The sequence below is a fragment of the Metapseudomonas cellulosilytica genome (assembly GCF_049334135.1).
Lineage (GTDB): Bacteria > Pseudomonadota > Gammaproteobacteria > Pseudomonadales > Pseudomonadaceae > Metapseudomonas.
Map to the genome: position 1 here is coordinate 239,458 of NZ_JBHZGN010000003.1, position 22,863 is coordinate 262,320.

At 67.2% G+C, this 22,863-nt stretch carries 19 protein-coding genes; 11 read left to right on the plus strand and 8 right to left on the minus strand.

What is annotated here, in order from left to right:
* The first annotated feature begins 86 nt into the window (after positions 1 to 86).
* Together feaR and ACFW0H_RS05390 are read left to right on the plus strand one after the other, a co-directional pair.
* Positions 87 to 1,037 carry a transcriptional regulator FeaR gene (feaR, locus tag ACFW0H_RS05385; RefSeq protein ID WP_422912867.1) on the plus strand — a complete coding sequence of 317 codons (951 nt, stop codon included), beginning with the start codon at positions 87 to 89 and terminating at the stop codon, positions 1,035 to 1,037.
* 134 nt (positions 1,038 to 1,171) lie between these two features.
* Positions 1,172 to 2,590 (plus strand): saccharopine dehydrogenase C-terminal domain-containing protein, encoded by a 1,419-nt coding sequence (locus ACFW0H_RS05390; protein WP_422912868.1) that lies wholly within the window; start codon positions 1,172 to 1,174, stop codon positions 2,588 to 2,590.
* 5 nt (positions 2,591 to 2,595) lie between these two features.
* On the opposite strand, the gene cra is transcribed toward ACFW0H_RS05390, so the two are convergent.
* Entirely contained in the window at positions 2,596 to 3,576 is a 981-nt protein-coding gene (cra, locus tag ACFW0H_RS05395; protein ID WP_422912869.1) for a catabolite repressor/activator, read from the minus strand.
* A 203-nt stretch (positions 3,577 to 3,779) separates the two neighbouring features.
* Here cra and ptsP point away from each other — a divergent pair, with 203 nt between their 5' ends.
* The 4 genes from ptsP to arfB all read left to right on the plus strand — a co-directional run bounded on the left by ptsP (position 3,780) and on the right by arfB (position 9,862).
* On the plus strand, positions 3,780 to 6,641 hold the full coding sequence (gene ptsP / locus ACFW0H_RS05400) for a phosphoenolpyruvate--protein phosphotransferase (RefSeq protein WP_422912870.1): 2,862 nt from the start codon (positions 3,780 to 3,782) through the stop codon (positions 6,639 to 6,641).
* Positions 6,641 to 7,597, plus strand: coding sequence for a 1-phosphofructokinase (gene pfkB, locus ACFW0H_RS05405; protein ID WP_422912871.1), 957 nt, complete (start codon positions 6,641 to 6,643; stop codon positions 7,595 to 7,597). The genes ptsP and pfkB overlap by 1 nt, the downstream gene beginning before the upstream one ends.
* A complete protein-coding gene (locus ACFW0H_RS05410; protein WP_422912872.1) occupies positions 7,594 to 9,339 on the plus strand; it encodes a fructose-specific PTS transporter subunit EIIC in 1,746 nt (581 codons plus the stop codon). The genes pfkB and ACFW0H_RS05410 overlap by 4 nt, the downstream gene beginning before the upstream one ends.
* A 109-nt stretch (positions 9,340 to 9,448) precedes the next feature.
* Positions 9,449 to 9,862, plus strand: coding sequence for an alternative ribosome rescue aminoacyl-tRNA hydrolase ArfB (gene arfB / locus ACFW0H_RS05415; RefSeq protein WP_422912873.1), 414 nt, complete (start codon positions 9,449 to 9,451; stop codon positions 9,860 to 9,862).
* Between the two features lie 183 nt (positions 9,863 to 10,045).
* On the opposite strand, the gene ACFW0H_RS05420 is transcribed toward arfB, so the two are convergent.
* The 3 genes from ACFW0H_RS05420 to phhA all read right to left on the minus strand — a co-directional run bounded on the left by ACFW0H_RS05420 (position 10,046) and on the right by phhA (position 12,453).
* Entirely contained in the window at positions 10,046 to 11,239 is a 1,194-nt protein-coding gene (locus ACFW0H_RS05420; RefSeq protein WP_422912874.1) for an amino acid aminotransferase, read from the minus strand.
* The gene (locus tag ACFW0H_RS05425; protein WP_422912875.1) at positions 11,236 to 11,592 is read right to left on the minus strand and encodes a 4a-hydroxytetrahydrobiopterin dehydratase; all 357 of its coding nucleotides are present in this window, start codon (positions 11,590 to 11,592) and stop codon (positions 11,236 to 11,238) included. Before ACFW0H_RS05425 ends, ACFW0H_RS05420 begins: the two co-directional genes overlap by 4 nt.
* A gap of 75 nt (positions 11,593 to 11,667) precedes the next feature.
* Positions 11,668 to 12,453, minus strand: a complete 786-nt coding sequence (gene phhA / locus ACFW0H_RS05430) for a phenylalanine 4-monooxygenase (protein ID WP_422912876.1) — start codon at positions 12,451 to 12,453, stop codon at positions 11,668 to 11,670.
* 259 nt (positions 12,454 to 12,712) lie between these two features.
* On the opposite strand from phhA, the gene ACFW0H_RS05435 reads away from it, so the two are divergent.
* Complete coding sequence (locus ACFW0H_RS05435) at positions 12,713 to 14,272, plus strand: sigma-54-dependent transcriptional regulator (protein ID WP_422912877.1); 1,560 nt, start codon at positions 12,713 to 12,715, stop codon at positions 14,270 to 14,272.
* Between the two features lie 368 nt (positions 14,273 to 14,640).
* Here ACFW0H_RS05435 and mdtI read toward each other — a convergent pair whose 3' ends face one another.
* The 3 genes from mdtI to ACFW0H_RS05450 all read right to left on the minus strand — a co-directional run bounded on the left by mdtI (position 14,641) and on the right by ACFW0H_RS05450 (position 16,653).
* Positions 14,641 to 14,970, minus strand: coding sequence for a multidrug/spermidine efflux SMR transporter subunit MdtI (gene mdtI / locus ACFW0H_RS05440; RefSeq protein WP_422912878.1), 330 nt, complete (start codon positions 14,968 to 14,970; stop codon positions 14,641 to 14,643).
* Entirely contained in the window at positions 14,967 to 15,323 is a 357-nt protein-coding gene (locus ACFW0H_RS05445) for an SMR family transporter (RefSeq protein ID WP_422912879.1), read from the minus strand. The genes mdtI and ACFW0H_RS05445 overlap by 4 nt, the downstream gene beginning before the upstream one ends.
* A gap of 448 nt (positions 15,324 to 15,771) precedes the next feature.
* The gene (locus ACFW0H_RS05450) at positions 15,772 to 16,653 is read right to left on the minus strand and encodes a LysR substrate-binding domain-containing protein (RefSeq protein WP_422912880.1); all 882 of its coding nucleotides are present in this window, start codon (positions 16,651 to 16,653) and stop codon (positions 15,772 to 15,774) included.
* 138 nt (positions 16,654 to 16,791) lie between these two features.
* Between ACFW0H_RS05450 and ACFW0H_RS05455 the strand changes: the two genes are divergently transcribed.
* Positions 16,792 to 17,430, plus strand: coding sequence for an FMN-dependent NADH-azoreductase (locus tag ACFW0H_RS05455; RefSeq protein WP_422912881.1), 639 nt, complete (start codon positions 16,792 to 16,794; stop codon positions 17,428 to 17,430).
* Between the two features lie 10 nt (positions 17,431 to 17,440).
* A complete protein-coding gene (locus ACFW0H_RS05460; protein WP_422912882.1) occupies positions 17,441 to 17,746 on the plus strand; it encodes a DMT family transporter in 306 nt (101 codons plus the stop codon).
* A gap of 176 nt (positions 17,747 to 17,922) precedes the next feature.
* On the opposite strand, the gene ACFW0H_RS05465 is transcribed toward ACFW0H_RS05460, so the two are convergent.
* A complete protein-coding gene (locus tag ACFW0H_RS05465; RefSeq protein WP_422912883.1) occupies positions 17,923 to 21,027 on the minus strand; it encodes a transglycosylase domain-containing protein in 3,105 nt (1,034 codons plus the stop codon).
* A 95-nt stretch (positions 21,028 to 21,122) separates the two neighbouring features.
* Here ACFW0H_RS05465 and ACFW0H_RS05470 point away from each other — a divergent pair, with 95 nt between their 5' ends.
* Positions 21,123 to 21,797 carry a class I SAM-dependent methyltransferase gene (locus ACFW0H_RS05470; RefSeq protein WP_422912884.1) on the plus strand — a complete coding sequence of 225 codons (675 nt, stop codon included), beginning with the start codon at positions 21,123 to 21,125 and terminating at the stop codon, positions 21,795 to 21,797.
* A 202-nt stretch (positions 21,798 to 21,999) separates the two neighbouring features.
* Entirely contained in the window at positions 22,000 to 22,821 is an 822-nt protein-coding gene (locus tag ACFW0H_RS05475; protein WP_422912885.1) for an aldo/keto reductase, read from the plus strand.
* The last annotated feature ends 42 nt before the right edge of the window (positions 22,822 to 22,863 follow it).

Here is a 22,863-nt window from a genome sequence, read left to right on the forward strand (position 1 = left end):
GACGAGGTTCCTTGTCGGGCAAATAGATAACATGTTAATAATGTCGCCATAACAATGTGGCTTCAGCCCGCCCCTGGAGGTGTCCGATGGTTTCCCAAGCTGTCCGCTCCCATGATTTCGATTCCTGGCTCCGTGAGCTGCAAGGCGTCTGCGGCCGTTTCGAGTCGCTTCCCGCGCTCAGTCATGGACTGTTCATCGGCGAGATCACCCGCCAGGACCTCTCCGGCCTGGAAGTGGCTCAGATCCGCACCAACGCCGGGATGATCAGCCGCCAGCGCACCTCCATCGACCATGACGACGATCGCCACTGCTTCCTCATCGTCCAGCGCAGCGGCCGCGCTCAGTTGAGCCAGGGTGGGGAGCGCATCGAGCTGGCCCCCGGCGAGATGGCCCTGATGGACTCGGCCAGGGCCTGCGAGATTGTCCCCCACGGCCTTATCGAGCACGCGTCCTTCCACCTCTCCCGCGAGGAAGTCAGCCGCCATCTGCCGGAGGGCCGGCCGAAGTTCGGCAAGCTCTCGCAGCACTGCGCCAGCGGCCGTGTGCTGCGGACCCTGGTGGAGCAGATCTGCGGCGGCGAACTGGATGATTGCGCCGGTCTGGAGGAGGGCGATGCCCTGCAAGAGGCGCTGATCGCACTGCTGGCGCCGACCCTCAAGCAGCAGGCCGGGCAGACCGCCAGCGAAGCGGACGGCAGCCACATTGCCGGCCTGCGCAGCCTGGCGCAGCAACTGATCGACCGGTCCCTTTCCGAACCGGGCCTGACGCCACTGTCCCTGGCCCGGCAACTGAATATCTCGGTGCGCCAGCTCTACCGGCTGTTCGAGGACCAGGGCGACAGCGTCTGCCGCTTCATCCAGCGTTCGCGCCTGAAACGCAGCGCCGCCGACCTGTCCAATCCGCGCCTGCGCAACGAGTCCATCACCGATATCGCCTTCCGCTGGGGCTTCACCGACTCGGCGCATTTCAGCCGTACCTTCAAGAAACATTTCGACCAGTCCCCCAGGGATTACCGCGCCAGCGCGTTCGCCGGGTGATCGGCAGGCCGCAACGGTCAAGGCCAACATCGGTTGCGACCTTTCGGCCCACGCCGGCGCGGCTATGCTCGGGTTAGGGGCTCGGGAATTCAGGCTCGCAGCCCGATCGTTCCGCCTGCCAAGGCAGGGGAGGTGTGGCCTTGCACAGTCGGCAGTTGCTCCAGCGTTTCGATGGTCGTCTGGTCATGGTGGGATTCGGTTGCATCGGGCAAGGCGTGCTGCCTCTCCTCCTGCGTCACCTTGAGCTGGAGCCCGATCGATTGCTGGTGCTGAGCCCGGACCCGGCCGGCCAGGTCATCGCCGAGGCCCAGGGCGTGCGCTTCCTCCGCATGGCGCTGGAGCCGGATAACTACCGGGAGCAACTCGACCCGCTGCTGGGCGCCGGGGATTTTCTGCTCAATCTCTCGGTGGGCGTTTCTACCCAGGCACTGCTGGCGTTCTGCCGGGCGCGCGACGTCCTTTACCTGGACACCTGCATCGAACCCTGGCCGGGCGGCTACACCGACCCGCGGCGCACCCTGTCCCAGCGCAGCAACCATGCCCTGCGGGAGGCTGCCCTGGCGCTGCGCCGCCCTGGTGGCGATGCCCCCACCGCGTTGCTGACCCACGGCGCCAACCCGGGCCTGGTGTCGCACCTGGTCAAGCAGGCGCTGCTGAACCTGGCGGCGGACAGTGGCCAGGCCCCGCCCGCGCCCGCCACGCGGGAGGGCTGGGCCGCCCTCGCCGCGCAGCTGGGGGTGCGCTGCATTCATATCGCCGAGCGGGACACCCAGCAGTCGTCGCGCCGCAAGGTGGATGACGAGTTCGTCAATACCTGGTCAATCGCCGGTTTCATCGGCGAGGCCTGCCAGCCTGCCGAGCTCGGCTGGGGCACTCACGAAAAGGGCCTGCCGCCGGATGGCCGCCACCATGAGAGCGGCTGCCAGGCGGCGATATACCTGCGCCGGCCGGGCGCGGCGACCCAGGTGCGCAGCTGGACGCCCAGCGGGCCCACGCTGGGCTACCTGATCACCCATGGCGAATCCATCTCCATGTCCGACTACTTCACCCTGGGGCCGGCCAGCCAGCCGCGTTACCGCCCCACGGTGCTCTATGCCTACCAGCCCTGTGATGACGCGGTGCTGTCCCTGCGTGAACTGGCGGCGCGCAACTGGCAACCGCAACGCCACGGCAGGCTGCTGCTGGATGACATCATCCGCGGCCGGGACGACCTGGGCCTGCTGCTCCTCGGCCACGGCAGCCAGGCCTACTGGTTCGGTTCGCGGTTATCCATCGAGCAGGCCCGGGAACTCAGCCCGCACAACAACGCCACCAGCCTGCAGGTGACGGCCGCGGTGCTGGCCGGCGTGGTCTGGGTCATGCGCAACCCGCGTCGCGGCATCCTCGAACCGGACGAGCTGCCCTACGCCGAGCTGCTGGAACTTGCCCGGCCGTACCTGGGTGAGGTGACCGGCATCTACAGCAACTGGAACCCGCTGCAGGGCCGCGAACGGCTGGTGGCGGAAGTCCTCGACCGCGACGACCCCTGGCAGTTCGTGAATTTCCGCGCCTAGGCCCCTCAACGCTCCTTGAGTCGGCGCGCCACGCCGCGCACGCCCGGCTCGTACAGCGCCTGTTCCACCGCCTTCAGCGCCAGGCCCAGCACCTGTTCGGCGATCAACTCGTGCTGCTGGTACATGGAGTTCACCGGCAGCGGCAGGAAGTCCAGCAATTGGGTGTCGCCGAAGGTGCCGACGCGCATGCCGGCGGGCCAGTCGCCCTGTTCGCGCAATGCATCGAGGACCCCGGCCAGCAACACGTAGGCGGTGGTGATCAGCGCGTCCGGCAGCTCGCCCCGCTGCAACAGGTCGGCCATCAGGCGGTGCCCGCATTCGCGGCTGAAGTCCTCGCCCTGGATTTCCAGTACCTCGCATTCCATCCCGGCCAGGGCGTCGTGGAAGCCGGCGCTGCGCTCGGCGCTGATGGGCAGGTCGGGCCGTGCGCCGAGCAGGGCGATGCGCCGGGGGGCGGGGTTCAGCAGGCTGCGGGTGAGCTGCTGGCAGGCCAGGCGGTCATCGCTGACCACCGAGCAGAACCGCTGTGGATCGCGCACCCGGTCCACGGCTATCACCGGCAGGCCTTCGTCCAGCAGCTGCTCCAGGCTGTCGTCCTCCTTCGGCAGGCAACTGGCGACGATCAGGGCGTCGCAGCGCCGCGCGCGGAACAGCTTGAGCAGTTGCCGCTCGCTGTCCGGCTCGTCGTCGGAACTGGCGATCAGGAGCTGGTAGCCCCGCGCCCGTGCGCCCTGTTCCAGCAGCTTGGCCAGGCGCGCGTAGCTGGGGTTTTCCAGGTCCGGGAGGATGAAACCCAGGGTGCGCGTCTGCCGACTGCGCAGGCCGGCGGCCTGGGGGTTGGGCTTGAAACCGTGCTCGTCCACCACCGCCCGTACCCGTTCCACGGTCGCCGGGCTGATGCGCTTCTGCTCGGCCTTGCCGTTGATCACGTAGCTCGCCGTGGTCACCGAGACACCGGCCAGGCGGGCGATATCGCTGAGTTTCAAGTTGACGACTCCTGTTATGCGGATGTGTTTCATCGGACGGGCTTCAAGAATCGAAGATTATCGAGTAACGTGCCTGCTCAGTTTAGTGAAACGATTCAGCAGGCGTTCTGTCTACGCTTTGGCCAATCGATGCGACGGTTGGTAACGCTGCTGATGGCCGGTGACAACTACAAGAAGGGCGCAAGGCCCGGAGAGGTGATGCGATGCTCGAACTGACCGCAGGGCAGATTTCCATGGGCCTGGTGGCGGCGGACAAGGCTGCCGCGTTGCGGATGCTGGCCGAGCGGCTCGAAGGCGACGGCCTGGTGGCAGCGGGTTACCTCGCCGGCCTCGAGGCTCGCGAAGCCCAGGGGGCCACCTACCTTGGCCAGGGTATCGCCATTCCCCATGGCACCCCGCAGACCCGCGACCTGGTGTTCAACACGGGGGTGCGCCTGATGCAGTTCCCCGAAGGCGTGGATTGGGGCGACGGCCAGATGGTCTATCTCGCCATCGGTATCGCCGCCAAGTCCGACGAGCACCTGCGCCTGCTGCAGATCCTCACCCGCGCCCTGGGCGAAGCGGACCTCGGCAGCGAACTGCGCCGCGCCGAAACCCCGGACGAGATTCTCAAGCTGCTGCAGAGCGCACCCCAGGAACTGGCCCTGGACGACCAGTTGATTGGCCTCGGCATCGCGGTCGAAGACTACGACGAACTGGTGCTGCAAGGCGCCCGCCTGCTGCGCCGCGCCGACTGCGTCGGTGGCGGATTCGCCGCCGCGTTGCTGCAGGGCGAACCGCTGCCCCTGGGCGATGGCCTCTGGTGGCTGCACAGCGACCAGGCGGTGCAGCGCCCCGGCCTGGCCTACCTGACCCCGGCAAAGCCCCTGCGCTATCTCGACCAGCCGCTCAACGGCCTGTTCTGCCTGGCCAGCCTGGGGGATGCCCACCTGGCCTTGCTGGAGCGCCTCTGCGCCCTGCTGATCGAAGGCCGGGGCCGCGAGCTGGCCCGCGCCACCCAGCGCCGCGCCGTACTGGAAGCCCTGGGCGGGGAACCCCAGCCCGACTGGCCCAGCCTGCGCCTGCCACTGGCCAACGCCCATGGCCTGCATGCGCGGCCGGCCAAGGAACTGGTGCAGGTGGCCAAATCCTTCGAGGGTGAAATCCGCCTGCGGGTGGCCGACAGTGGCGCCGCTGCGGTTTCCGCCAAGAGCCTGAGCAAGTTGCTGAGCCTGGGCATCCGCCGTGGCCAGGTGGTGGAAATCATTGCCGAGCCGACCATTGCCGACGTCGCGCTGCCGGCCCTGAAAGCCGCCATCGAAGAGGGCCTGGGTGAAGAGATCGAACCCTTGATGCTGGGCGAGGCGCCGGTGGAGGAGGTCGAGCCCGAAGCGCAGCCTCTCAGCGCCCCGGCTCCCGGCAGCCAGCTGCAGGCCGTGCCCGCGGCCCCCGGCATCGCCGTCGGCCCGGCGCATATCCACCTGCGCAGGGAACTGGACTACCCGCTACGCGGCGAGTCTCCCGGCGTCGAGCGCGAACGCCTGCAGCAAGCACTGGCCCATGTGCGCGGCGAGATCGAGGCGCTGGTGCTGCGCAGCGAGGCCAAGGCCATCCGCGAGATCTTCATCACCCACCTGGAAATGCTCGCCGACCCCGAGCTGGGCGATGAAGTCGATGCTCGCCTCAAGCAGGGCGAAAGCGCCGCCGCCGCCTGGATGACGGTGGTGGAGAGCGCCGCCGCCCAGCAGGAAAGCCTGCACGATGCGCTGCTCGCCGAGCGCGCTGCCGACCTGCGCGATATCGGCCGGCGCGTGCTCGGCCAGCTCTGCGGCGTGGAAGACGCACCGGAGCCGGAAGAACCCTACATCCTGCTGATGGACGAAATGGCCCCCTCGGACGTGGCGCGCCTGGATCGTAACCGCGTGGCCGGCATCCTCACTGCCCGTGGCGGCGCCACTTCCCACAGCGCCATCGTCGCCCGTGCCCTGGGCATTCCCGCCCTGGTGGGCGCCGGTGCCGCCGTGCTGCTGCTGGAGCCGCGCACCCTGCTACTGCTGGATGGCCAACGTGGCCGTCTGATCGTGGCGCCGGACAGCCAGCAACTGGAGCGCGCCCGCCAGGAACAGGAGGGCCGCCAGCGCCGCCTGCAACTGGCCGACGCCCACAAGCTGGAACCGGCGGTGACCCGTGACGGCCACCGGGTGGAGATCTGTGCCAACCTGGGTGAGAGCGCCGCTGCCGCCAAGGCCATGGCCCAGGGCGCCGAAGGCGTCGGCCTGCTGCGCACCGAATTCATCTTCATGGCCCATCCGCAGGCGCCGGACCTCGCCATCCAGGAGGCCGAGTACCGCCGCCTGTTCGACGCCCTCGACGGCCGCCCCCTGGTGGCCCGCACCCTGGATGTCGGCGGCGACAAGCCCTTGCCCTACTGGCCGGTGCCGGAAGAGGAGAACCCCTTCCTCGGCGTGCGCGGCGTGCGCCTGACCCTGCAGCGTCCGCACCTGATGGAGACCCAGCTGCGTGCCCTGATGGGTGCCAGCGAAGGCCGGCCGCTGCGCATCATGTTCCCCATGGTCGGCACCGTCGAAGAATGGCGCCAGGCGCGCGACATGGCGCTGAAGGTGGCTGCGGAGATTCCCCAGGCCGACCTGCAGCTGGGCATCATGGTCGAGGTGCCCTCGGCGGCCTTGATCGCGCCCGTGCTGGCCCGCGAAGTGGACTTCTTCAGCATCGGCACCAATGACCTGACCCAATACTGCCTCGCCATCGACCGGGGCCATCCGACCCTTTCCGCCCAGGCCGACGGCCTGCATCCGGCGGTGCTGCAGCTGATCGACCTCACCGTGCGCGCCGCCCATGCCCAGGGCAAATGGGTGGGCGTGTGCGGCGAGCTGGCCGGCGACCCGCTGGCCGTACCGCTGCTGGTGGGCCTGGGGGTGGACGAACTGAGCCTGTCGGCCGGCGGCATAGCCGAGGTCAAGGCGCGGGTGCGCGAGTTCAGCCTGTCGGCGGCCCGCGAGCTGGCTGAAGGGGCGCTGGCCCTGGAAAGCGCGGCGGCCGTGCGCGAACTGGCGGAGCGTTTCTGATGGCGCGCATCCTCAGCATCACCCTGAATCCCGCCCTGGACCTGACCCTGCGCCTGGAGCGCCTGGAACCGGGAGAGGTGAACCGCAGCCAGGCCCAGGCCAGCCATGCCGCCGGCAAGGGCCTGAACGTCGCCCAGGTGCTGGCCGACCTTGGCCATTCCCTCAGCGTTTCCGGCTTCCTTGGCGCGGACAATGCCGAAGCCTTCGAAGCGCTGTTCGCCCGGCGCGGCTTCGTCGACCAGTTCGTCCGCGTGCCTGGGGAGACCCGCAGCAATATCAAGCTGGCGGAAGCCGATGGGCGCATCACCGATATCAATGGCCCTGGCCCGCTGGTGGATGCGGACGCCCAGGCCGAACTCCTGGCCCGCCTTGAAGCCATCGCTCCCGGCCACGAGCTGGCCGTGGTGGCTGGCAGCCTGCCCCGTGGCGTGGCGCCGGCGTTTCTTGCCGAGCTGATCGGCCGGCTCAAGGGCCACGGCCTGAAGGTGGCCCTGGACACCAGCGGCGAAGCGCTACGCGCCGGCCTGCTCGCTGCGCCCTGGCTGATCAAGCCGAACACCGACGAACTTGGCGAGCTCTGCGGTCGCGTCCTGGCCGACGTCGAGTCCCAGCGCGAGGAAGTCCGTCAGCTGCAGGCGCTGGGCATCGAGCAGATCGTCATATCCCAGGGTGCCGAGGGGGTGAACTGGTTCGGCCCCGGTCTGGCCCTGCATGCCCGGCCGCCAAGGGTCACAGTGGCCAGCACCGTGGGCGCGGGCGATTCGCTGCTGGCCGGCATGGTCCATGGCCTGCTCAGTGGCTGGCCGGCGCAGCGCACCCTGCGCCATGCCACCGCCATCGCCGCCCAGGCGGTGACCCAGGTGGGGTTCGGCATCCTTGACGCCGTGCAACTGCAACAGCTCGAAGGCGCCGTGACGGTAAAGGCGCTGCCAGAACAACAAGAGGTGTCCCGATGAAACTCGCCATAGTCACCGCCTGCCCCAATGGCATGGTCACCAGCGTGCTCTGTGCGCGCCTGCTGGACGCCGCCGCCCAGCGCCTGGGCTGGAGCACCAGCGTCGAAGTGGTGGACCCGCAGCACCGGGAGCACCAGCTTTCCGCCGCCATCCTGGAGGCAGCCGACTGGGTGCTGGTGGTCAAGAGCGGCGCCCTGGACCTGTCCCGTTTTGCCGGCAAGCGCCTGTTCCTCGCCACCCCCGGCGAAGCCCTGCGCGACACTGAGGCCTTTCTCCTGCGCGCCGCCGTGGAGGCGAAGGAGCAGGACCTTGCAGTGCCCGCTCCGACCGCCGTTGCCGGCGCGAGGCCGCGCCTGGTCGCCGTGACTGCCTGCCCGACCGGGGTGGCGCACACTTTCATGGCCGCCGAAGCGCTGAAGCAGGCGGCCCAGCGCCTGGACTACGAACTGCAGGTGGAAACCCAGGGCTCGGTGGGCGCCCGCGACCCGCTCAGCCCCGAGGCCATCGCCGCCGCCGATGCGGTTCTGCTGGCCACCGATATCGAAGTGGATACCGCGCGTTTCGCCGGCAAGAAAGTGTTCCGTTGTGGTACCGGCGTGGCCCTGAAACAGGCCGAAGCCACCCTGAAACGCGCCCTGGCCGAGGGCCAGCCGCTGGCGGCCAAGGCCGGCGGCGACAGCCAGCCGGGCAACGCCAAGGCCGAACCCAAGGGCGCCTACAAGCACTTGCTCACCGGGGTGTCCTACATGCTGCCGATGGTGGTGGCGGGCGGTCTCTTGATCGCCCTGTCCTTCGTCTTCGGCATCGAGGCCTTCAAGGAGGAGGGCACCCTGGCCGCCGCGCTGATGCAGATCGGCGGCGAGGCGGCCTTCAAGCTGATGGTGCCGCTCCTGGCCGGCTACATCGCTTATTCCATCGCCGACCGCCCGGGCCTGGCGCCGGGCATGATCGGTGGCCTGCTGGCCAGCACCCTGGGTGCGGGCTTTATCGGCGGCATCATCGCGGGGTTTCTCGCCGGCTATTCGGCGCGGGCCATCAACCGCCACCTCAAGCTGCCGCCCAGCGTCGAGGCGCTCAAGCCGATCCTCATCATCCCGCTGCTCGCCAGCCTGTTCACCGGCCTGGTGATGATCTACGTGGTGGGCAAGCCGGTGGCCGGCATGCTCGCCAGCCTCACTCACTTCCTCGACAACATGGGCACCTCCAACGCCATCCTCCTCGGCCTGCTGCTGGGCGGGATGATGTGCGTGGACCTCGGTGGGCCGATCAACAAGGCGGCCTACGCCTTCTCCGTCGGCCTGCTGGCGTCGCAGAGCTATGCCCCCATGGCCGCCACCATGGCCGCCGGCATGGTGCCGCCCATCGGCATGGGCATCGCCACCTTGCTCATGCGCCGCAAGTTCGCCCAGAGCGAGCGCGAGGCGGGCAAGGCGGCGCTGGTGCTGGGGCTGTGCTTCATCTCCGAAGGGGCCATTCCCTTCGCCGCCAAGGACCCGCTGCGGGTGATCCCGGCCAGCATTGCCGGCGGGGCGCTGACCGGTGCGTTGTCGATGTACTTTGGCTGCAAGCTGATGGCGCCGCATGGCGGCCTGTTCGTCATGCTCATCCCCAACGCCATCAACCACGCGCTGCTCTATCTGCTGGCGATAGTCGCCGGCAGCGTGCTGACCGGGGTGATCTATGCCCTGCTAAAGCGTGGCGCGGAGCAGGAGATGGTGCTGGAAGGGAGCCGGACGGCCTGAGCCCCTGTAGGATGGGTGGAGCTCGGCGATACCCATCGGCGGTGGTGATGGGTATCGCGTAGCTCCACCCATCCTACGGACTACCGTCCGCCTTCCGGTTGCTTTTCCCATGCTGCTGATCTCCAACAACGTCCACCTGCCTGACGACGAAGTCGAACTGACCGCCATCCGCGCCCAGGGTGCCGGCGGGCAGAACGTCAACAAGGTGTCCAGTGCGGTGCACCTGCGCTTCGATATCAACGCCTCGTCACTGCCGCCTTTCTACAAGGAGCGCCTGCTGGAATTGCGCGACAGCCGCATCACGGCGGAGGGGGTGATCGTCATCAAGGCCCAGCAGTACCGCACCCAGGAACAGAACCGCGCCGACGCCCTGGAGCGCCTGGCGGAGCTGATCCGCAGCGTGGCGAAAGTGCAGAAGGCACGGCGGCCGACCAAGCCGACATTGGGCTCGAAGAAGCGGCGGCTGGAAGGCAAGGCCAAGCGCGGGGCGATCAAGTCGGGGAGGGGGAAGGTGGATTACTGAGCGAGGGCTGCGACCCTCACCCCCGGCCCCTCTCCCTGAAGTGGAGAGGGGTGACTCGCGCCTGATGTTTCGCGACAACCGGAAACTCGGAGCGGTGCTTAGCGCAGCCATCGGGCGATGCAAAGAATAGCTCCCCTCTCCCTTCAGGGAGAGGGGTTGGGGGAGAGGGTAGCGGAGCGTCCCTCAGCACACCTTGGCGATGGCCTTCGCCAGGTCGCCGATCCGGCTGAAGTCCAGCCCCGCCACGTTGGCCCGGCCGGTGCTCACCATGTACACGCTGAACTCCGCACGCAGCCGCGCCACCTGTTCAGGCGACAGGCCGGTGTAGGAGAACATGCCGCGCTGCTCGCCGATATGGGCGAAGCGTTCCGCGAGGCCATAAGGCTGCAGGGCTTCCACCAGGCCACGGCGCAGGTCGGCGACGCGGGAGCGCATGGCTTCCAGTTCGGCGATCCAACTGGCCCGGAGAGCGGCGTCACCCAGGATGGTGGCGACCACGGCGGCGCCATGGGCCGGCGGGGTGGACCAGAGGTTGCGGGCGAGGAAGGCCAGTTGGCTGCGCACGTCGGTCAGCTTCTCGGCATCGCCGGCGCAGACGATCAGCGCGCCGGTGCGCTCGCGGTAGAGGCCGAAGTTCTTCGAGCAGGAGCTGGTGACCAAGACTTCCGGCAGTGCCTCGGCGAACAGCCGCACGGCCCAGGCGTCCTGCTCCAGGCCGTCGCCGAAGCCCTGGTAGGCGAAGTCGATCAGCGGCAGCAGCTCGCGCTTCTTCACCACCTCCAGCACCCGGCGCCAGTCGTCCTGGCCGAGGTCGAAGCCGGTGGGGTTGTGGCAGCAGGCGTGCAGCAGCACCACATCGCCGGACGGCACCTGTTCCAGGGCCTTGATCATCGCCTCCACATCCAGGCGGTTGCTGGCGTCCACGTAGGGGTAGTGGCTGACCTTGATCTTCGCGCCGGCGAAGATGGTTTCGTGGATCGGCCAGGTCGGGTCGCTCAGCCAGACGCCACGGCCCGGCAGGTTGGCAGCGATGAACTCCGCCGCCAGGCGCAGGGCGCCGGTGCCGCCCGGAGTCTGGGTGGCGCCGGCGCGGCCGGCCGCGATCAGCGGGTTGCCGGTGCCCAGCACCAGTTCCAGCATCAGTTGGCCGAAGGCCGCGTCACCGTGGCCGCCGACGTAGGTCTTGGTGGTCTCGGTATCGACCAGGCGCTGCTCGGCGAGCTTCACTGCCCGGGGGATAGGCGTCAGGCCCTTGGCGTCCTTGTACACGCCTACGCCCAGGTCCAGCTTGGCCGGGTTGGGGTCCAGGCGGTAGGCGTCCATCAGGCCGAGGATGGGGTCGCCGGGCACCCGGCCCACCTTGGCGAAATGACTCATTTACGGCCCTCGGCGGTTTCCGCCACCTGGTCGGTGCGGGCGGACATGATGAAGTCGTTGCGGTGCAGGCCCTTGGCCTCGTGGCTCCACCAGGTCACGGTGACCTTGCCCCACTCGGTGAGCAGGCCCGGGTGGTGGCCTTCTTCCTCGGCGATGGCGCCCACGGCATTGGTGAAGGCCAGGGCGTAGCGGAAGTTCTTGAAGCGGAACTCCTTCTCCAGCTGCATGATCCCGTCGCGGACTTCGATGTTCCAGTCGGGGATCTGCTTGATCAGCACGGCCAGTTCTTCATCGGACACCTTCGGGGCATCGGCGCGGCAGGCTTCGCAATGGGCTTGGGACAGGGCGGTCATGGTCGTTCTTCCAGAATTGGGGGTCTTCGGTAGGGTGGACGGCGCTTTATCCATCCACCATTCGCAGGGTTCGATTCAGGCCGCTTTCGGCGGGAACTTCGGCGTGTGCAGGCCCATCGACATGGCTTTGTGCACCAGCGCCATGATGTCTTCGTGGGCCAGGTCGAACAGGCGCTTGAGTTCCGGCAGCACGAAATACAGCGGCTGCAGGATGTCGATGCGGTACGGGGTACGCATGCATTCCAGCGGGTCGAAGGCCTGATGCTCGGGCTCGCCCGAGAGAGCGTAGACGGTCTCCTTCGGCGAGGAGAGGATGCCGCCGCCATAGATGCGCCGGCCCTGCGGGGTGTCCATCAGGCCGAATTCGATGGTCATCCAGTACAGGCGCGCGAGGTAGACGCGTTCTTCCTTGGTGGCCTTGAGGCCGAGCTTGCCGTAGGTGTGGGTGAACTCGGCGAACCACGGATTGGTGAGCAGCGGGCAGTGGCCGAAGATCTCGTGGAAGATGTCGGGTTCCTGCAGGTAGTCCAGTTCTTCCGGGGTGCGGATGAAGGTGGCCACCGGGAATTGCTGACTGGCGAGCAGTTCGAAGAAGGTCTGGAAGGGGATCAGCGCCGGGACGCGGGCAACGCGCCAACCGGTGGTGGCCTGGAGCACCTTGTTGACCTCGCCCAGTTGCGGGATGCGGTCATGGGGCATGCCGAGTTGCTCGATGCCGTCCAGGTATTCCTGGCACGCGCGGCCTTCGATCACTTTCAACTGGCGGGTGATCAGGGTGTTCCACACCTGATGTTCGGTTTCCGGGTAGTGGATAAAACCGTTGGCATCGGGTTCACGGGCCACGTACTTCGTTGCTTTCATTCGGCCTCCCTGGGATGGGGCTTCGTTGTTGTGTTGCTTTATCGATAGCGCAGGTTGCGCCGCAACGCAGCAGGGCAGGGGGCGCTCGGGGCTCGCGGATACCCGTCAAATCGTAATGAAAAGTTTACATGCATGGCTGGATGGCCAGGAATCGCCTTGTCGCTGCGGCGTGTTGTCACATATTCTTGACGGAAAAATAGGGTCGAGAACGGATTCTTTCGTCCAAAACCCAAGGAAAAGCCCGACCCAGGGGTGTCTGATGCGTATCAAAGTCCATTGCCAGAATCGCGTGGGAATCCTGCGCGACATCCTCAACCTGCTCGTCGATTACGGCATCAACGTCAACCGTGGCGAGGTGGGCGGCGACCAGGGCAATGCCATCTACCTGCTCTGCCCGAACCTGATCAACCTGCAGTTCCAGGCCCTGCGGCCGAAGCTGGAGACCATTCCCGGCGTCTTCGGCGTCAAGCGCGTGGGCTTGATGCCCAGCGAGCGTCGCCACCTGGAGCTGAATGCCCTGCTGGGGGCGCTGGATTTCCCGGTGCTGTCCATCGACATGGGCGGCTCGATCGTCGCCGCCAACCGCGCCGCTGCCCAACTGCTCGGCGTGCGGGTGGACGAGGTGCCGGGTATCCCCCTGGCGCGCTACGTCGAGGACTTCGACCTGCCGGAGCTGGTGCGTGCCAACAAGGCGCGAATCAATGGCCTGCGCATCAAGATCAAGGGCGACACCTTCCTCGCCGATATCGCGCCGCTGCAATCCGAGCACGACGAAAGCGAAGCCCTGGCTGGCGCCGTGCTCACCCTGCACCGCGCCGACCGGGTCGGCGAGCGCATCTACAACGTGCGCAAGCATGAACTGCGCGGCTTCGACAGCATCTTCCAGAGCTCTAAGGTGATGGCCGCGGTGGTGCGCGAAGCCCGGCGCATGGCGCCCCTGGACGCGCCGCTGCTGATCGAGGGCGAGACCGGCACCGGCAAGGAGCTGCTGGCCCGCGCCTGCCACCTGGCCAGCCCGCGTGGGCAGTCGCCTTTCATGGCGCTGAACTGCGCCGGCCTGCCGGAATCCATGGCCGAGACCGAACTGTTCGGTTATGGCCCCGGCGCCTTCGAGGGTGCGCGGCCGGAAGGCAAGCTGGGCCTGCTGGAGCTCACCGCCGGCGGCACCCTGTTCCTCGATGGCGTCGGCGAGATGAGCCCGCGCCTGCAGGCCAAGCTGCTGCGCTTCCTGCAGGACGGCTGCTTCCGCCGGGTCGGCAGCGACGAGGAGGTCTACCTGGATGTGCGGGTGATCTGCGCCACCCAGGTGGATCTCTCCGATCTTTGCGCCAAGGGCGAATTCCGCCAGGACCTCTACCACCGCCTCAATGTGCTGTCCCTGCATATCCCGCCGCTGCGCGAATGCCTGGACGGCCTGGCGCCGCTGGTGGAGCACTTCCTCGACTCGGCCAGCCGGCAGATCGGCTGTGGCCTGCCGAAGCTGGCGCCGCAGGTGCTGGACAAGCTCGGCCGCTACCACTGGCCCGGCAACGTACGGCAGCTGGAGAACGTGCTGTTCCAGGCAGTGTCCCTGTGCGATGGCGCCACCGTCAGGCCGGAGCACATCCGCCTGCCGGATTACGGCACGCCCCAGCCGCTGGGGGATTTCTCCCTGGACGGCGGCCTGGACGCCATCATCGGCCGCTTCGAGAAGGCGGTACTGGAGCGGCTCTATGTCGAGCATCCGAGCAGCCGCCTGCTGGGCAAGCGCCTCGGCGTGTCCCATACCACCATCGCCAACAAACTGCGGCTGCATGGTCTGGGGAAGGAGGAGAGTTAGACCTTGGTGTAATGGTCCGGAGGAGTGTCAGTGCGTAAAAAGGTTCCTGTCTGAATCTTGCGTGATGCGGACACAAGCGTTTCTGACATTCCTCTCCCGGAATGATTGGGCGGGCGACCAGATGGTCGCCCATTTTTTTGCCTGGGATTTGTGCGCTGGCCGGGCGACGGCGTCGGGTGGATGTCGCTTTTCACATCCACCAGCGAAGCCTGGGTGAACCGCGAAAGGTGGACCGGTGAAGCGTGGTCCACCCTACGGGGCTACGGTAGTCGTAGGGTGGATGTCGCTTTTCACATCCACCAGCGGCGCCCAGGTGAACGGCGAAAGGTGGACCGATGAAGCGTGGTCCACCCTACGGGGCCGGCAAATCATGCCAGCTTCAGCAGGCCCATCCCCACCAGCAGCAACCCCAAGCCCAGCCAGCCGCGCCCGGCCAGGCGCTGGCCGAACAGCGCCCAACCCAGCGCCACGGTGGCGAGGATGCCGAAACCGCCCCAGATGGCATAGGCCAGCGACAGGTCGATCCCCCGCACCGCCTGTGCCAGGGCGGTGAAGGCCGCCAGGATGCAGAGCAGCGACAGCGCCCCCAGGGCCTGGCGGCGGAAGCCGTCGGAGTATTTCAAGAGCACGTTGGCCAGTACTTCCAGGGCGATGGCCGCGCCCAGCCAGGCGAAGTGCAACCAGGTCACGCCGTTCATGCCAGCACCTCCTGCTCGCGAGCCCTGGGGGCGGCGCGGGTGCCGGATTTGATCAGCAGGATGCCGGCGATCATCACGGCCAGGCCCAGGGCCTTGTAGGGGCCGATGCTCTCGCCCAGCCAGGTGACGCTGATACCGGTGATCAGCACGATGCCGATGCCCTCCCAGAGGGCGTAGGCAACGCCCACCGGCACACGCTTGATCGCCAGCGACAGGAAGAAATAGGACAGGCCGATCAGGCCGTACATCAACAGGTGGCCGAGCACGGGAGCGTGTTCGGCGGCGAATTTCATCGAGGTGGTGCCGACGACCTCGAAGAGGATCGCGGCAAATAAATAAATCCAGGAACGCATGGTGCCCTCCCTTGGGCAATGCAGAGCCCTTCGCCTGCAGGCGAACGGCGTATGTGCAGGAAGTCCTGGCCATGGCGAGACGGGGCATGCCCGACGGCTCCACGGCAATGAGGAAGGGGGAGGGGCTACAGGTCGCCGGTCCAGTGGCGCTCGCGGGAGGCGAGGCGGGCGAAGTGGAGGGGGTGGATCAGTGTGTTCAACATAATGAACATGATATTAGTCGCTCTGACCCGTGAAAGGCAAATTTGCGGGTGTGGTGGCTTGTCGCGGTACCTCCCGAGGATGGATTTGTGTTCGTTATTTTGTTCGCGTGGAGGATGATCGATTTCCTGTAGGGGCGAATTTATTCGCCAAGCAGGCCGAAGGTCTGCCATGCAGGGATGGGACTGCTGCGCAGTCCTTGGCGAATGAATTCGCCCCTACAAGGAATAGGGCAATTCCTCGTCAGTCACCCCACTTCCCGGCTCAACCAATCGAAGAAGGCCTTCACCGGCGGATGCCGTTCCCGCCCCGGTACGCAGAGGGTCGAATAGCCCGCACCGGCCACCCTGACCTCCGGCCGATAGGGCACCAGCAGGCCGCTGGCGAGGCTTTCCGAAACCAGGATGGAACTGGCCAGCACCAGGCCCTGGCCGGCGATGGCCGCCTGCAGGGCATAGTGTTCTTCGTCGTACTCCCGCTGCGGCGCGATTTCCAGCAGCCGCTCCTCGCTCGCCGCCTGGCACCAGGCCTTCCAGCCCAGCTCGAAGAGCAGGGCGTTGCGCCAGCGCACGGTGATCAGTGTCGGCACGCCAGCGCCCAGGCTGGCCACCAGCGCCGGCGCGCCGTAGACGCCGAAGCATTCGTCCAGCAGGCACTGGCTGTGCAGGTTGGGATAGTCGCCCATGCCATAGCGGATCACGCAATCGACGCTGGCGTCCTGATGCAGGTCGACCAGCGTGTTGCTGGTGTCCAGGCGCAGGTTGATCTCCGGGTGCTCGGCGTAGAAGCGGCCCAGGCGCGGGATCAGCCAGAGCGCGGCGAAGGCCGGGGTGGTGGAGAGGGTGAGGTTGCCGCTGCTGCGTTGCGGGCGCAGTTGGTCGAGGGTCTGGGTCACTTCCAGCAGGGCACCGTGGAGGCTGCCGAACAGGCGCTGGCCGCAGGCGGTCAGGCGCACGCTGCGCGGCAGTCGGTCGAACAGTGGCACCCCCAGCCAGCTTTCCAGGCCACGGATCTGGTGGGACACCGCCGTGGGGGTGACCGCCAGCTCCTCGGCGGCCGCCTTGAAGCTGGACAGGCGCGCGGCGGATTCGAAGGTGCGCAGGGCGGTGAGGGGCAGGCTGGAGAACATGGGAAGCTCCATGGGTGAATTGAATTCATCCAGATGAACTAATGCTCATTTGTCCGGGACGGTGGTCGTGACTAGCTTGATGCCTGAGTTTCCGCCAATTCACGTGCTTCTGGAAGCGCGGCCGTCAAGGAGATTTAGATGAGCACAATTCTTTCCATTCAAGGCAGTCCCCGTGGTGAACGTTCCCATTCCCGTCGCTTGCAGGAGGCTTTCCTCAGGGCCTGGCAGGCGCGCCAGGAAGGCCGCCAGGTCGTGCGTCGCGAAGTGGGGCGGGTGGGCATTCCGGCGGTTACCGAGGGCTGGATCGCCGCCGCCTTCCACCCCGAGCCGGAGGCGCGCAGTGAGGTGATGAAGGCCGACCTGGCGCTCAGCGACCTGCTGGTGGACGAGCTGTTCGCCGCCGACCGCCTGGTGCTCTCCGCACCCATGTACAACTTCGGCGTGCCCAGCGGGGTCAAGGCCTGGATCGACCAGATCGTGCGCATCGGCCGCACCTTCGCCTTCGATCCGGCGCGCCAGGGCAACCCTTACACGCCGCTGGTGACGGGCCGCAAGGCGCTGATCATCACTACCCGCGGCGACCACGGCTACGGCCCGGGAGGCGCCAACGCCCACATGAACCACGCGGACGCCTATCTGCGCGCCGTCCTGGGCTACATCGGCATCACCGAGGTGACGGTGGTGGCGGTGGAGAACGACGAGTTCGGCGGCGAGGCTTTCGCGCAGTCCTACCAGCGCGCCGAGCGGTCCTTGGCGGACCTGGTGGAAAGCTTCTGAGGGGGCGGCCATGGCCTGGATATTCCTGCTGGTGGCAGCCTTCTTCGAGGTGCTGTTCGCCATGGGCATGAAGTACGCGGAAGGCTTCACCCGGCCCTGGCCCAGCCTGCTGGTGGTGGTGGCCGCGGTGGCCGGGATCTGGTTCCTGACCCTGGCCATGCGCGTGCTGCCGGTGAGCATCGCCTATCCCATCTGGACCGCCATCGGCACCCTGGGCACGGTGCTGCTCGGCTTCCTCCTGCTGGGTGAAGCGCTGACGCCGGTCAAGCTGCTGTCGGTGGTGTTGATCATCGCCGGGGTGGCGGGGCTACGGTAGGGGCGAATTCATTCGCCAAGGGCCGCGCAGCGGCCCCGTAGGGTGGATGGCGCTTTTCCATCCACCATCGCCGCCTGGCCAAGCCCCCGATGGTGGACCGATAAAGCGTGGTCCACCCTACGAAAAGCAGCATTTCGCGGGGCGGGCCGGCAGCCCCTTCCGGGAGGAGAGTGCTTTTACCTGCGGCTCACCTGCACCGCCGGCGCCAGGTCCTGGCACTGGGTGTTCAGGCCGGGGGCGAGGTAGGGCTGGAGGATGGGGGCCATGCCTTTGAGCACCTGCACCGGCAGCGCGGAGGTGAAGCTGAACTTGTCGGCCTGGCTGCCTTCGACGAAGGCGGTGAGCGTGCCGAAGTGGCGCGGACCCAGGTAGAAGACGAAGGTGGCGGTGCGGTTCATCGCCTTCGAGCTCTTCACTGCGCCGTAGCGGGTCACGGTCTGGATGCGGTTGTCGCCGGTGCCGGTCTTGCCGCCCATCACCAGCGGCTGGCCATCGGGCAGGGTGAAGCTGCCTTGCAGGCGTCGCGCGGTGCCGCCTTCCACCACTTTGGAGAGCGCGTCGCGCAGGGTGGCGGCCACTTCGGAGGTCATCACCCGTTTGCCTTCGCTGCCCTGGTGGCCCACCAGGGTTTCGTAGGGCGTGTCGGCGGCGAAGTGCAGCTGGTCGATGCGCAGGGTGGGCTGGCGCATGCCGTCGTTGAGGATGATGCCCATGAGTTCGGCCAGGGCCGCCGGGCGATCGCCGGAGCTGCCGAGTGCGGTGGCGAGCGACGGCACCAGGTGATCGAAGGGGTAGCCCAGGGATTTCCAGTGCTCGTGGATGTCGAGGAAGGCCTCCACCTCCAGCATGATGCGGATGCGCTTGTCGCGGGCGTACTTGCGCTTGGACTTGAACAGCCAGCCATAGACTTCGCGGCGTTCGTCGCTACTGGCTTCCACGGCATCGCGGTAGGTGGCGTTGGGATTCTCCTGCAGGTAGCCGAGCAGCCAGAGCTCCAGCGGGTGGACGCGGGCGACGTAGCCCTGGTCGTTGAGGTTGAAGGCACCCGGCCCGTAGCGGGTGTAGAGGTCCTCGATACGCTCGTCGGTGAGTGCCGGGTTGGGCTTGGGCACCCGCTCGCGCATGAAGGCGGCGAAGGTGGCGAGGTCCGCCTTGGGCTGCAGGTAGCGGTGGATGGCGGCCATCCGCGCCTGCCAGGGATTGAGGCCGTCGAGGAAGGTGGACAGGCGCGCCTCCGCGTCCTTGCCCTGGTACTTGTTCCAGAAGCGGCGCAGGTAGGTCTGGCTCTCGCGGGAGACGAAGAGGTCCAGGTAGCCCTGGCGACGCGGGTCCTTGTCGTCGGAGAGCAGTTGCATCTTGCCGCCGTCCGGGCGGTACATGTCATGCCGCACCACATCGCGCAGCAGGCGCACGAAGGGCAGGTTGATGGACTCGCGCAGGGCATCGCGCAGGGACGGCCGGCGGCCGTTGTCTTCCTTGCGGAAGTTGTTGAAGGCGTGCAGCCCGCCGCCGGTGAAGAAGGCCTCATAGGGGCTGGCGGAGTAGGTGCGGTCCAGGGCGGCCTGGAGCATGGCGCTGAGGTTGCGGTCCTTGGTCTGGATCAGGTAGTCGATGGCCCAGCGGCTGATGAAGTCGAGCGGGTCGACCTCCACCTTGCGCAGTTCCGCCACGGACATGCCGGAATAGCGCTGGTGCAGGGTGGCGACGTTTTCCAGGTAGGTGGCCAGCACGCGCAGCTTGGCGGTGGAGCCCAGTTCCAGCTTGCTGCCTTCGTTGATGTCGAAGGGTTGGTCGGTGTTATCGGTCTGCACGCGCACGCGGTTGCCCGAAGGCGTGCGCTCGAACAGGGTGAAGCTGTAGCGCACTTCGCGGGTCTTCTCCGGCGACAGCAGGCGTTCGCCGTAGAGCCCCACCTGCTCGGCGAAGGCCGGGTCGGCCAGGTGCCGCAGGTAGTCGGTCACAGTGTTCTGCAATTCGCTCTGCAGGGTGCTGCTGGCGGTGAGGTCGAGCCGGTCGAGGTCGTACAGCGGCATGTTCAGCATGCTGGAGAGGCGGCTGCGGGCGACGCTGATGCCCTTGTTGGCTTCCACCGCCTGCAGTGCCGGTTCTTCCACCCAGTTGCGGAAGCGCAGTTTCGCCTTGAGCGCGGCGTCGAGCAGGGGCGGGTCGATGACTCCGGCGCTGCCAAGCACGCGGATGTGGCTGTCGGTCAGGTCGTTCAGTTCGCCATGAGCGGTGGACAGGTAATAAGAGGGGCGACGCTGGGCGATGAACAGCGAGAGCACCTGGCGCATGGCAAGGCCGCGCGCGGCCACATCGGCGTTCTTGTTGGCCAGGATCTGGTTGACCTTGTTGAAATCGGCGCCATACCAGACCCGCAGGCCGTCGGCGATGCCGTGAACCTCGCCGTGCCCCGGCGCCGCTGAGAGCGGCACGCTGTTGAGGTAGTCCATGACGATGCGTTCGCGCGCGGCCATCGTCTCAGGGCCGCCCTGGTAGGCGCGTACGCTGGCGGAGACCATCTGGCGGATCTTTTCGGCGGCCGAGGCCGTGCGGCCGTACGGCGAGTGGCGGTATTTCTCCAGCTGGGTGGCCAGGGTGCTGCCGCCGGCGGATTGGCCCTCCATGTCGATGGCCTTGCCCACCTGGGTCAGCGCCGCCTTGGAAAAGCGCGGCCAGTCCACCGCCGGATTGGCGAGTGGCTCGTTGCGATCCAGCAGTTTGCGGTTCTCGATGAACAGCAGGCTGCTGACCAGCAGCGGCGGGATGCTGGCGAAGCTCGGGTAACGCTGCTGCGGGTAGGAGAACTGGTAGAACGGCAGGCCGCGGCAGTCGCAGATACTGATGCCGGCCTGGACCTTTTCCCGGTACGGCGGGAAGAGCCCGTGCTCGGTGTAGCGGACCAGGGCCGGCGAGAAACGGGCTTGCTGCTGGATCGCGAAGCCGCGTTTTTCCAGGCGTTCGAGCATCTGTGGCAGGAAGGCATAGCCCATTCGGCGGTCGAAGGGGCCGTCGCCGGGGTAGCGAATGGAGTGGCTCGGCCCTTCACCCAGCTTGTAGTTCAAGGTGGCGGCGTAGCGGCTGATTTCCCGAGCCTGGAACCGGGATGTGCGTGCCTCGTGGGTGGCCGCGACGCCGACGATACCAATGGTCAGCAGGCACAGGCCCCAGAACAGGAGACGGTGCTTGCGGCGAGGTTTTTTCGGGGGAACAGCGGGGGTATCGAGAGGGCCCTTAGGGGCCTCCTTCCTGACTTCTTCGGATTGCCATAATGCGCCCATAGTCCACCGGCTGGCCTGTTTCCGCTCTTGCTTGCAATCTTAGTAGGTCGCGGGCGGGCTGCATGGCGGAGTGACGGCAAAATGGGAGCGAATCAATGACAGGCGACAATCGGAAGCAACTCGACCTCAGCTGGCATGCCAATGCCCCGGCCTGGACACGTGTGGTGCGGGAAAACCGTATCGAAAGCAGGCGATTGGCCACTGATCGCGCCATCGCCGAGGCGGTACTGGCCAACTGCCCAGCGCGGGTGCTGGACCTGGGCTGCGGGGAGGGCTGGCTGTGCCGGGCGCTGGCCGCCCAGGGGGTGGACGTGCTGGGCATCGACGCCTCGGAACCCCTGGTAGAGGCGGCGCAGGTAGCGGGCGGCGTGTTTCGCTGCCTGGACTATGCCCAATTGCAGGCCGACCCCGGCCAACTGGGCCGCTTCGATGTCGTGGTGTGCAATTTCTCCCTCTTCGAGGAACGGCTCGAACCCCTGCTGGCGGCGGTGCGCGAATTGCTTGGCGTGGATGGCGTGCTGCTGATCCAGACCGTCCACCCCTGGCAGGCGCGGGGCCGGGAAGGCTATCGGGATGGCTGGCGCCACGAGGACTTCGCCGCCTTCGAAGGCGAGTTCCCCGAGCCCATGCCCTGGTATTTCCGCACTCTGGCGTCCTGGTGCGAGCTGCTGCGGCGCTGCGGCTACCGCATCGAGGCGCTGCGCGAGCCGGCCCACCCGGACACCGGCGAGCCGCTGTCGCTCTTGCTGGAGGCGAAGCCGACGGGCTGAGCCCCGCCGCCGTCGGGTGCATCATGACGGTGCCTGGCACTTGCGGCGGGGCGCGATGGTCCATTGCTGCAGGGGCCCCGTTCTGCCAACGCGTCGTGGTGGTCGGCGCCCCTCGTGGGCTTGAGCGCTCAGGCCCATTGCGGGAATATCGCGCCCCAGCTGCCGGCAATCCCGAATGAACGGACTTTCCGAGGAACACGCCATGCAAAGCATCACCTTCCCCGACGGCACCCGGGTGCCCGCGATCGGCCAGGGCACCTGGCACATGGGCGAGAGCCGCAGTGAGCGCAAGCGCGAAGTCGCCGCCCTGCGCCAGGGGCTGGAGCTGGGGCTGAAACTGATCGACACCGCCGAGATGTATGCCGAAGGCGGCGCCGAGGAGGTGGTGGGGGAGGCCATCGCCGGCCTGCGCGGACAGGTCTTCCTGGTCAGCAAGGTCTACCCCTGGAACGCCAGCCGCACAGGGACTGCCCTGGCCTGTGAGCGCAGCCTCAAACGGCTGGGCACCGATCACCTCGACCTCTATCTGCTGCACTGGCGCGGCGAGCACCCGCTGGAGGAGACCGTGGAAGCCTTCGAGCGCCTGCGCGAACAGGGCAAGATCGCCCGTTGGGGCGTCTCCAATCTCGATCTGGATGACTTCGTTGAACTGCCCGCCGGTTGCGCCGCCAACCAGGTGCTCTACAACCCGGAAGCGCGCGGCATCGAATTCGACCTGCTGCCCTGGCAGCGGCAACAGGGGATGCCGCTGATGGCCTACTGCCCGGTAGGGCGGGGTGCCCAACTGCTGCGCAATGCCGCCCTCAACGAGGTGGCCCACCGCCATGGCGCCAGCCCCGCCCAGGTGGCCTTGGCCTGGGCCCTGCGCCAGGAGGGGGTGATGGTCATCCCCAAGGCCGTCGATCCCCTCCATATAAAGCAGAACGCCGAGGCCCACCGCCTCAGTCTCAGCGCCGACGACCTCGCCCTGATCGACCACAGCTTCCCTCCGCCACGGCGCCGGCGGCCACTGGAGATGGTCTGAAGGAGTGGGTGGCTCTACCTTGTGGTAGCGAACTTATTCGCG

Bases quoted from the DNA above. Each gene is read 5' to 3' on its own strand.
- feaR (WP_422912867.1), top strand. From the start codon at position 87: ATGGTTTCCCAAGCTGTCCGCTCCCATGATTTCGATTCCTGGCTCCGT.
- ptsP (WP_422912870.1), top strand. From the start codon at position 3,780: ATGCTCGAACTGACCGCAGGGCAGATTTCCATGGGCCTGGTGGCGGCG.
- pfkB (WP_422912871.1), top strand. From the start codon at position 6,641: ATGGCGCGCATCCTCAGCATCACCCTGAATCCCGCCCTGGACCTGACC.
- ACFW0H_RS05410 (WP_422912872.1), top strand. From the start codon at position 7,594: ATGAAACTCGCCATAGTCACCGCCTGCCCCAATGGCATGGTCACCAGC.
- arfB (WP_422912873.1), top strand. From the start codon at position 9,449: ATGCTGCTGATCTCCAACAACGTCCACCTGCCTGACGACGAAGTCGAA.
- ACFW0H_RS05420 (WP_422912874.1), bottom strand. From the start codon at position 11,239: ATGAGTCATTTCGCCAAGGTGGGCCGGGTGCCCGGCGACCCCATCCTC.
- ACFW0H_RS05425 (WP_422912875.1), bottom strand. From the start codon at position 11,592: ATGACCGCCCTGTCCCAAGCCCATTGCGAAGCCTGCCGCGCCGATGCC.
- phhA (WP_422912876.1), bottom strand. From the start codon at position 12,453: ATGAAAGCAACGAAGTACGTGGCCCGTGAACCCGATGCCAACGGTTTT.
- ACFW0H_RS05435 (WP_422912877.1), top strand. From the start codon at position 12,713: ATGCGTATCAAAGTCCATTGCCAGAATCGCGTGGGAATCCTGCGCGAC.
- mdtI (WP_422912878.1), bottom strand. From the start codon at position 14,970: ATGAACGGCGTGACCTGGTTGCACTTCGCCTGGCTGGGCGCGGCCATC.
- ACFW0H_RS05445 (WP_422912879.1), bottom strand. From the start codon at position 15,323: ATGCGTTCCTGGATTTATTTATTTGCCGCGATCCTCTTCGAGGTCGTC.
- ACFW0H_RS05450 (WP_422912880.1), bottom strand. From the start codon at position 16,653: ATGTTCTCCAGCCTGCCCCTCACCGCCCTGCGCACCTTCGAATCCGCC.
- ACFW0H_RS05455 (WP_422912881.1), top strand. From the start codon at position 16,792: ATGAGCACAATTCTTTCCATTCAAGGCAGTCCCCGTGGTGAACGTTCC.
- ACFW0H_RS05460 (WP_422912882.1), top strand. From the start codon at position 17,441: ATGGCCTGGATATTCCTGCTGGTGGCAGCCTTCTTCGAGGTGCTGTTC.
- ACFW0H_RS05465 (WP_422912883.1), bottom strand. From the start codon at position 21,027: ATGGGCGCATTATGGCAATCCGAAGAAGTCAGGAAGGAGGCCCCTAAG.
- ACFW0H_RS05470 (WP_422912884.1), top strand. From the start codon at position 21,123: ATGACAGGCGACAATCGGAAGCAACTCGACCTCAGCTGGCATGCCAAT.
- ACFW0H_RS05475 (WP_422912885.1), top strand. From the start codon at position 22,000: ATGCAAAGCATCACCTTCCCCGACGGCACCCGGGTGCCCGCGATCGGC.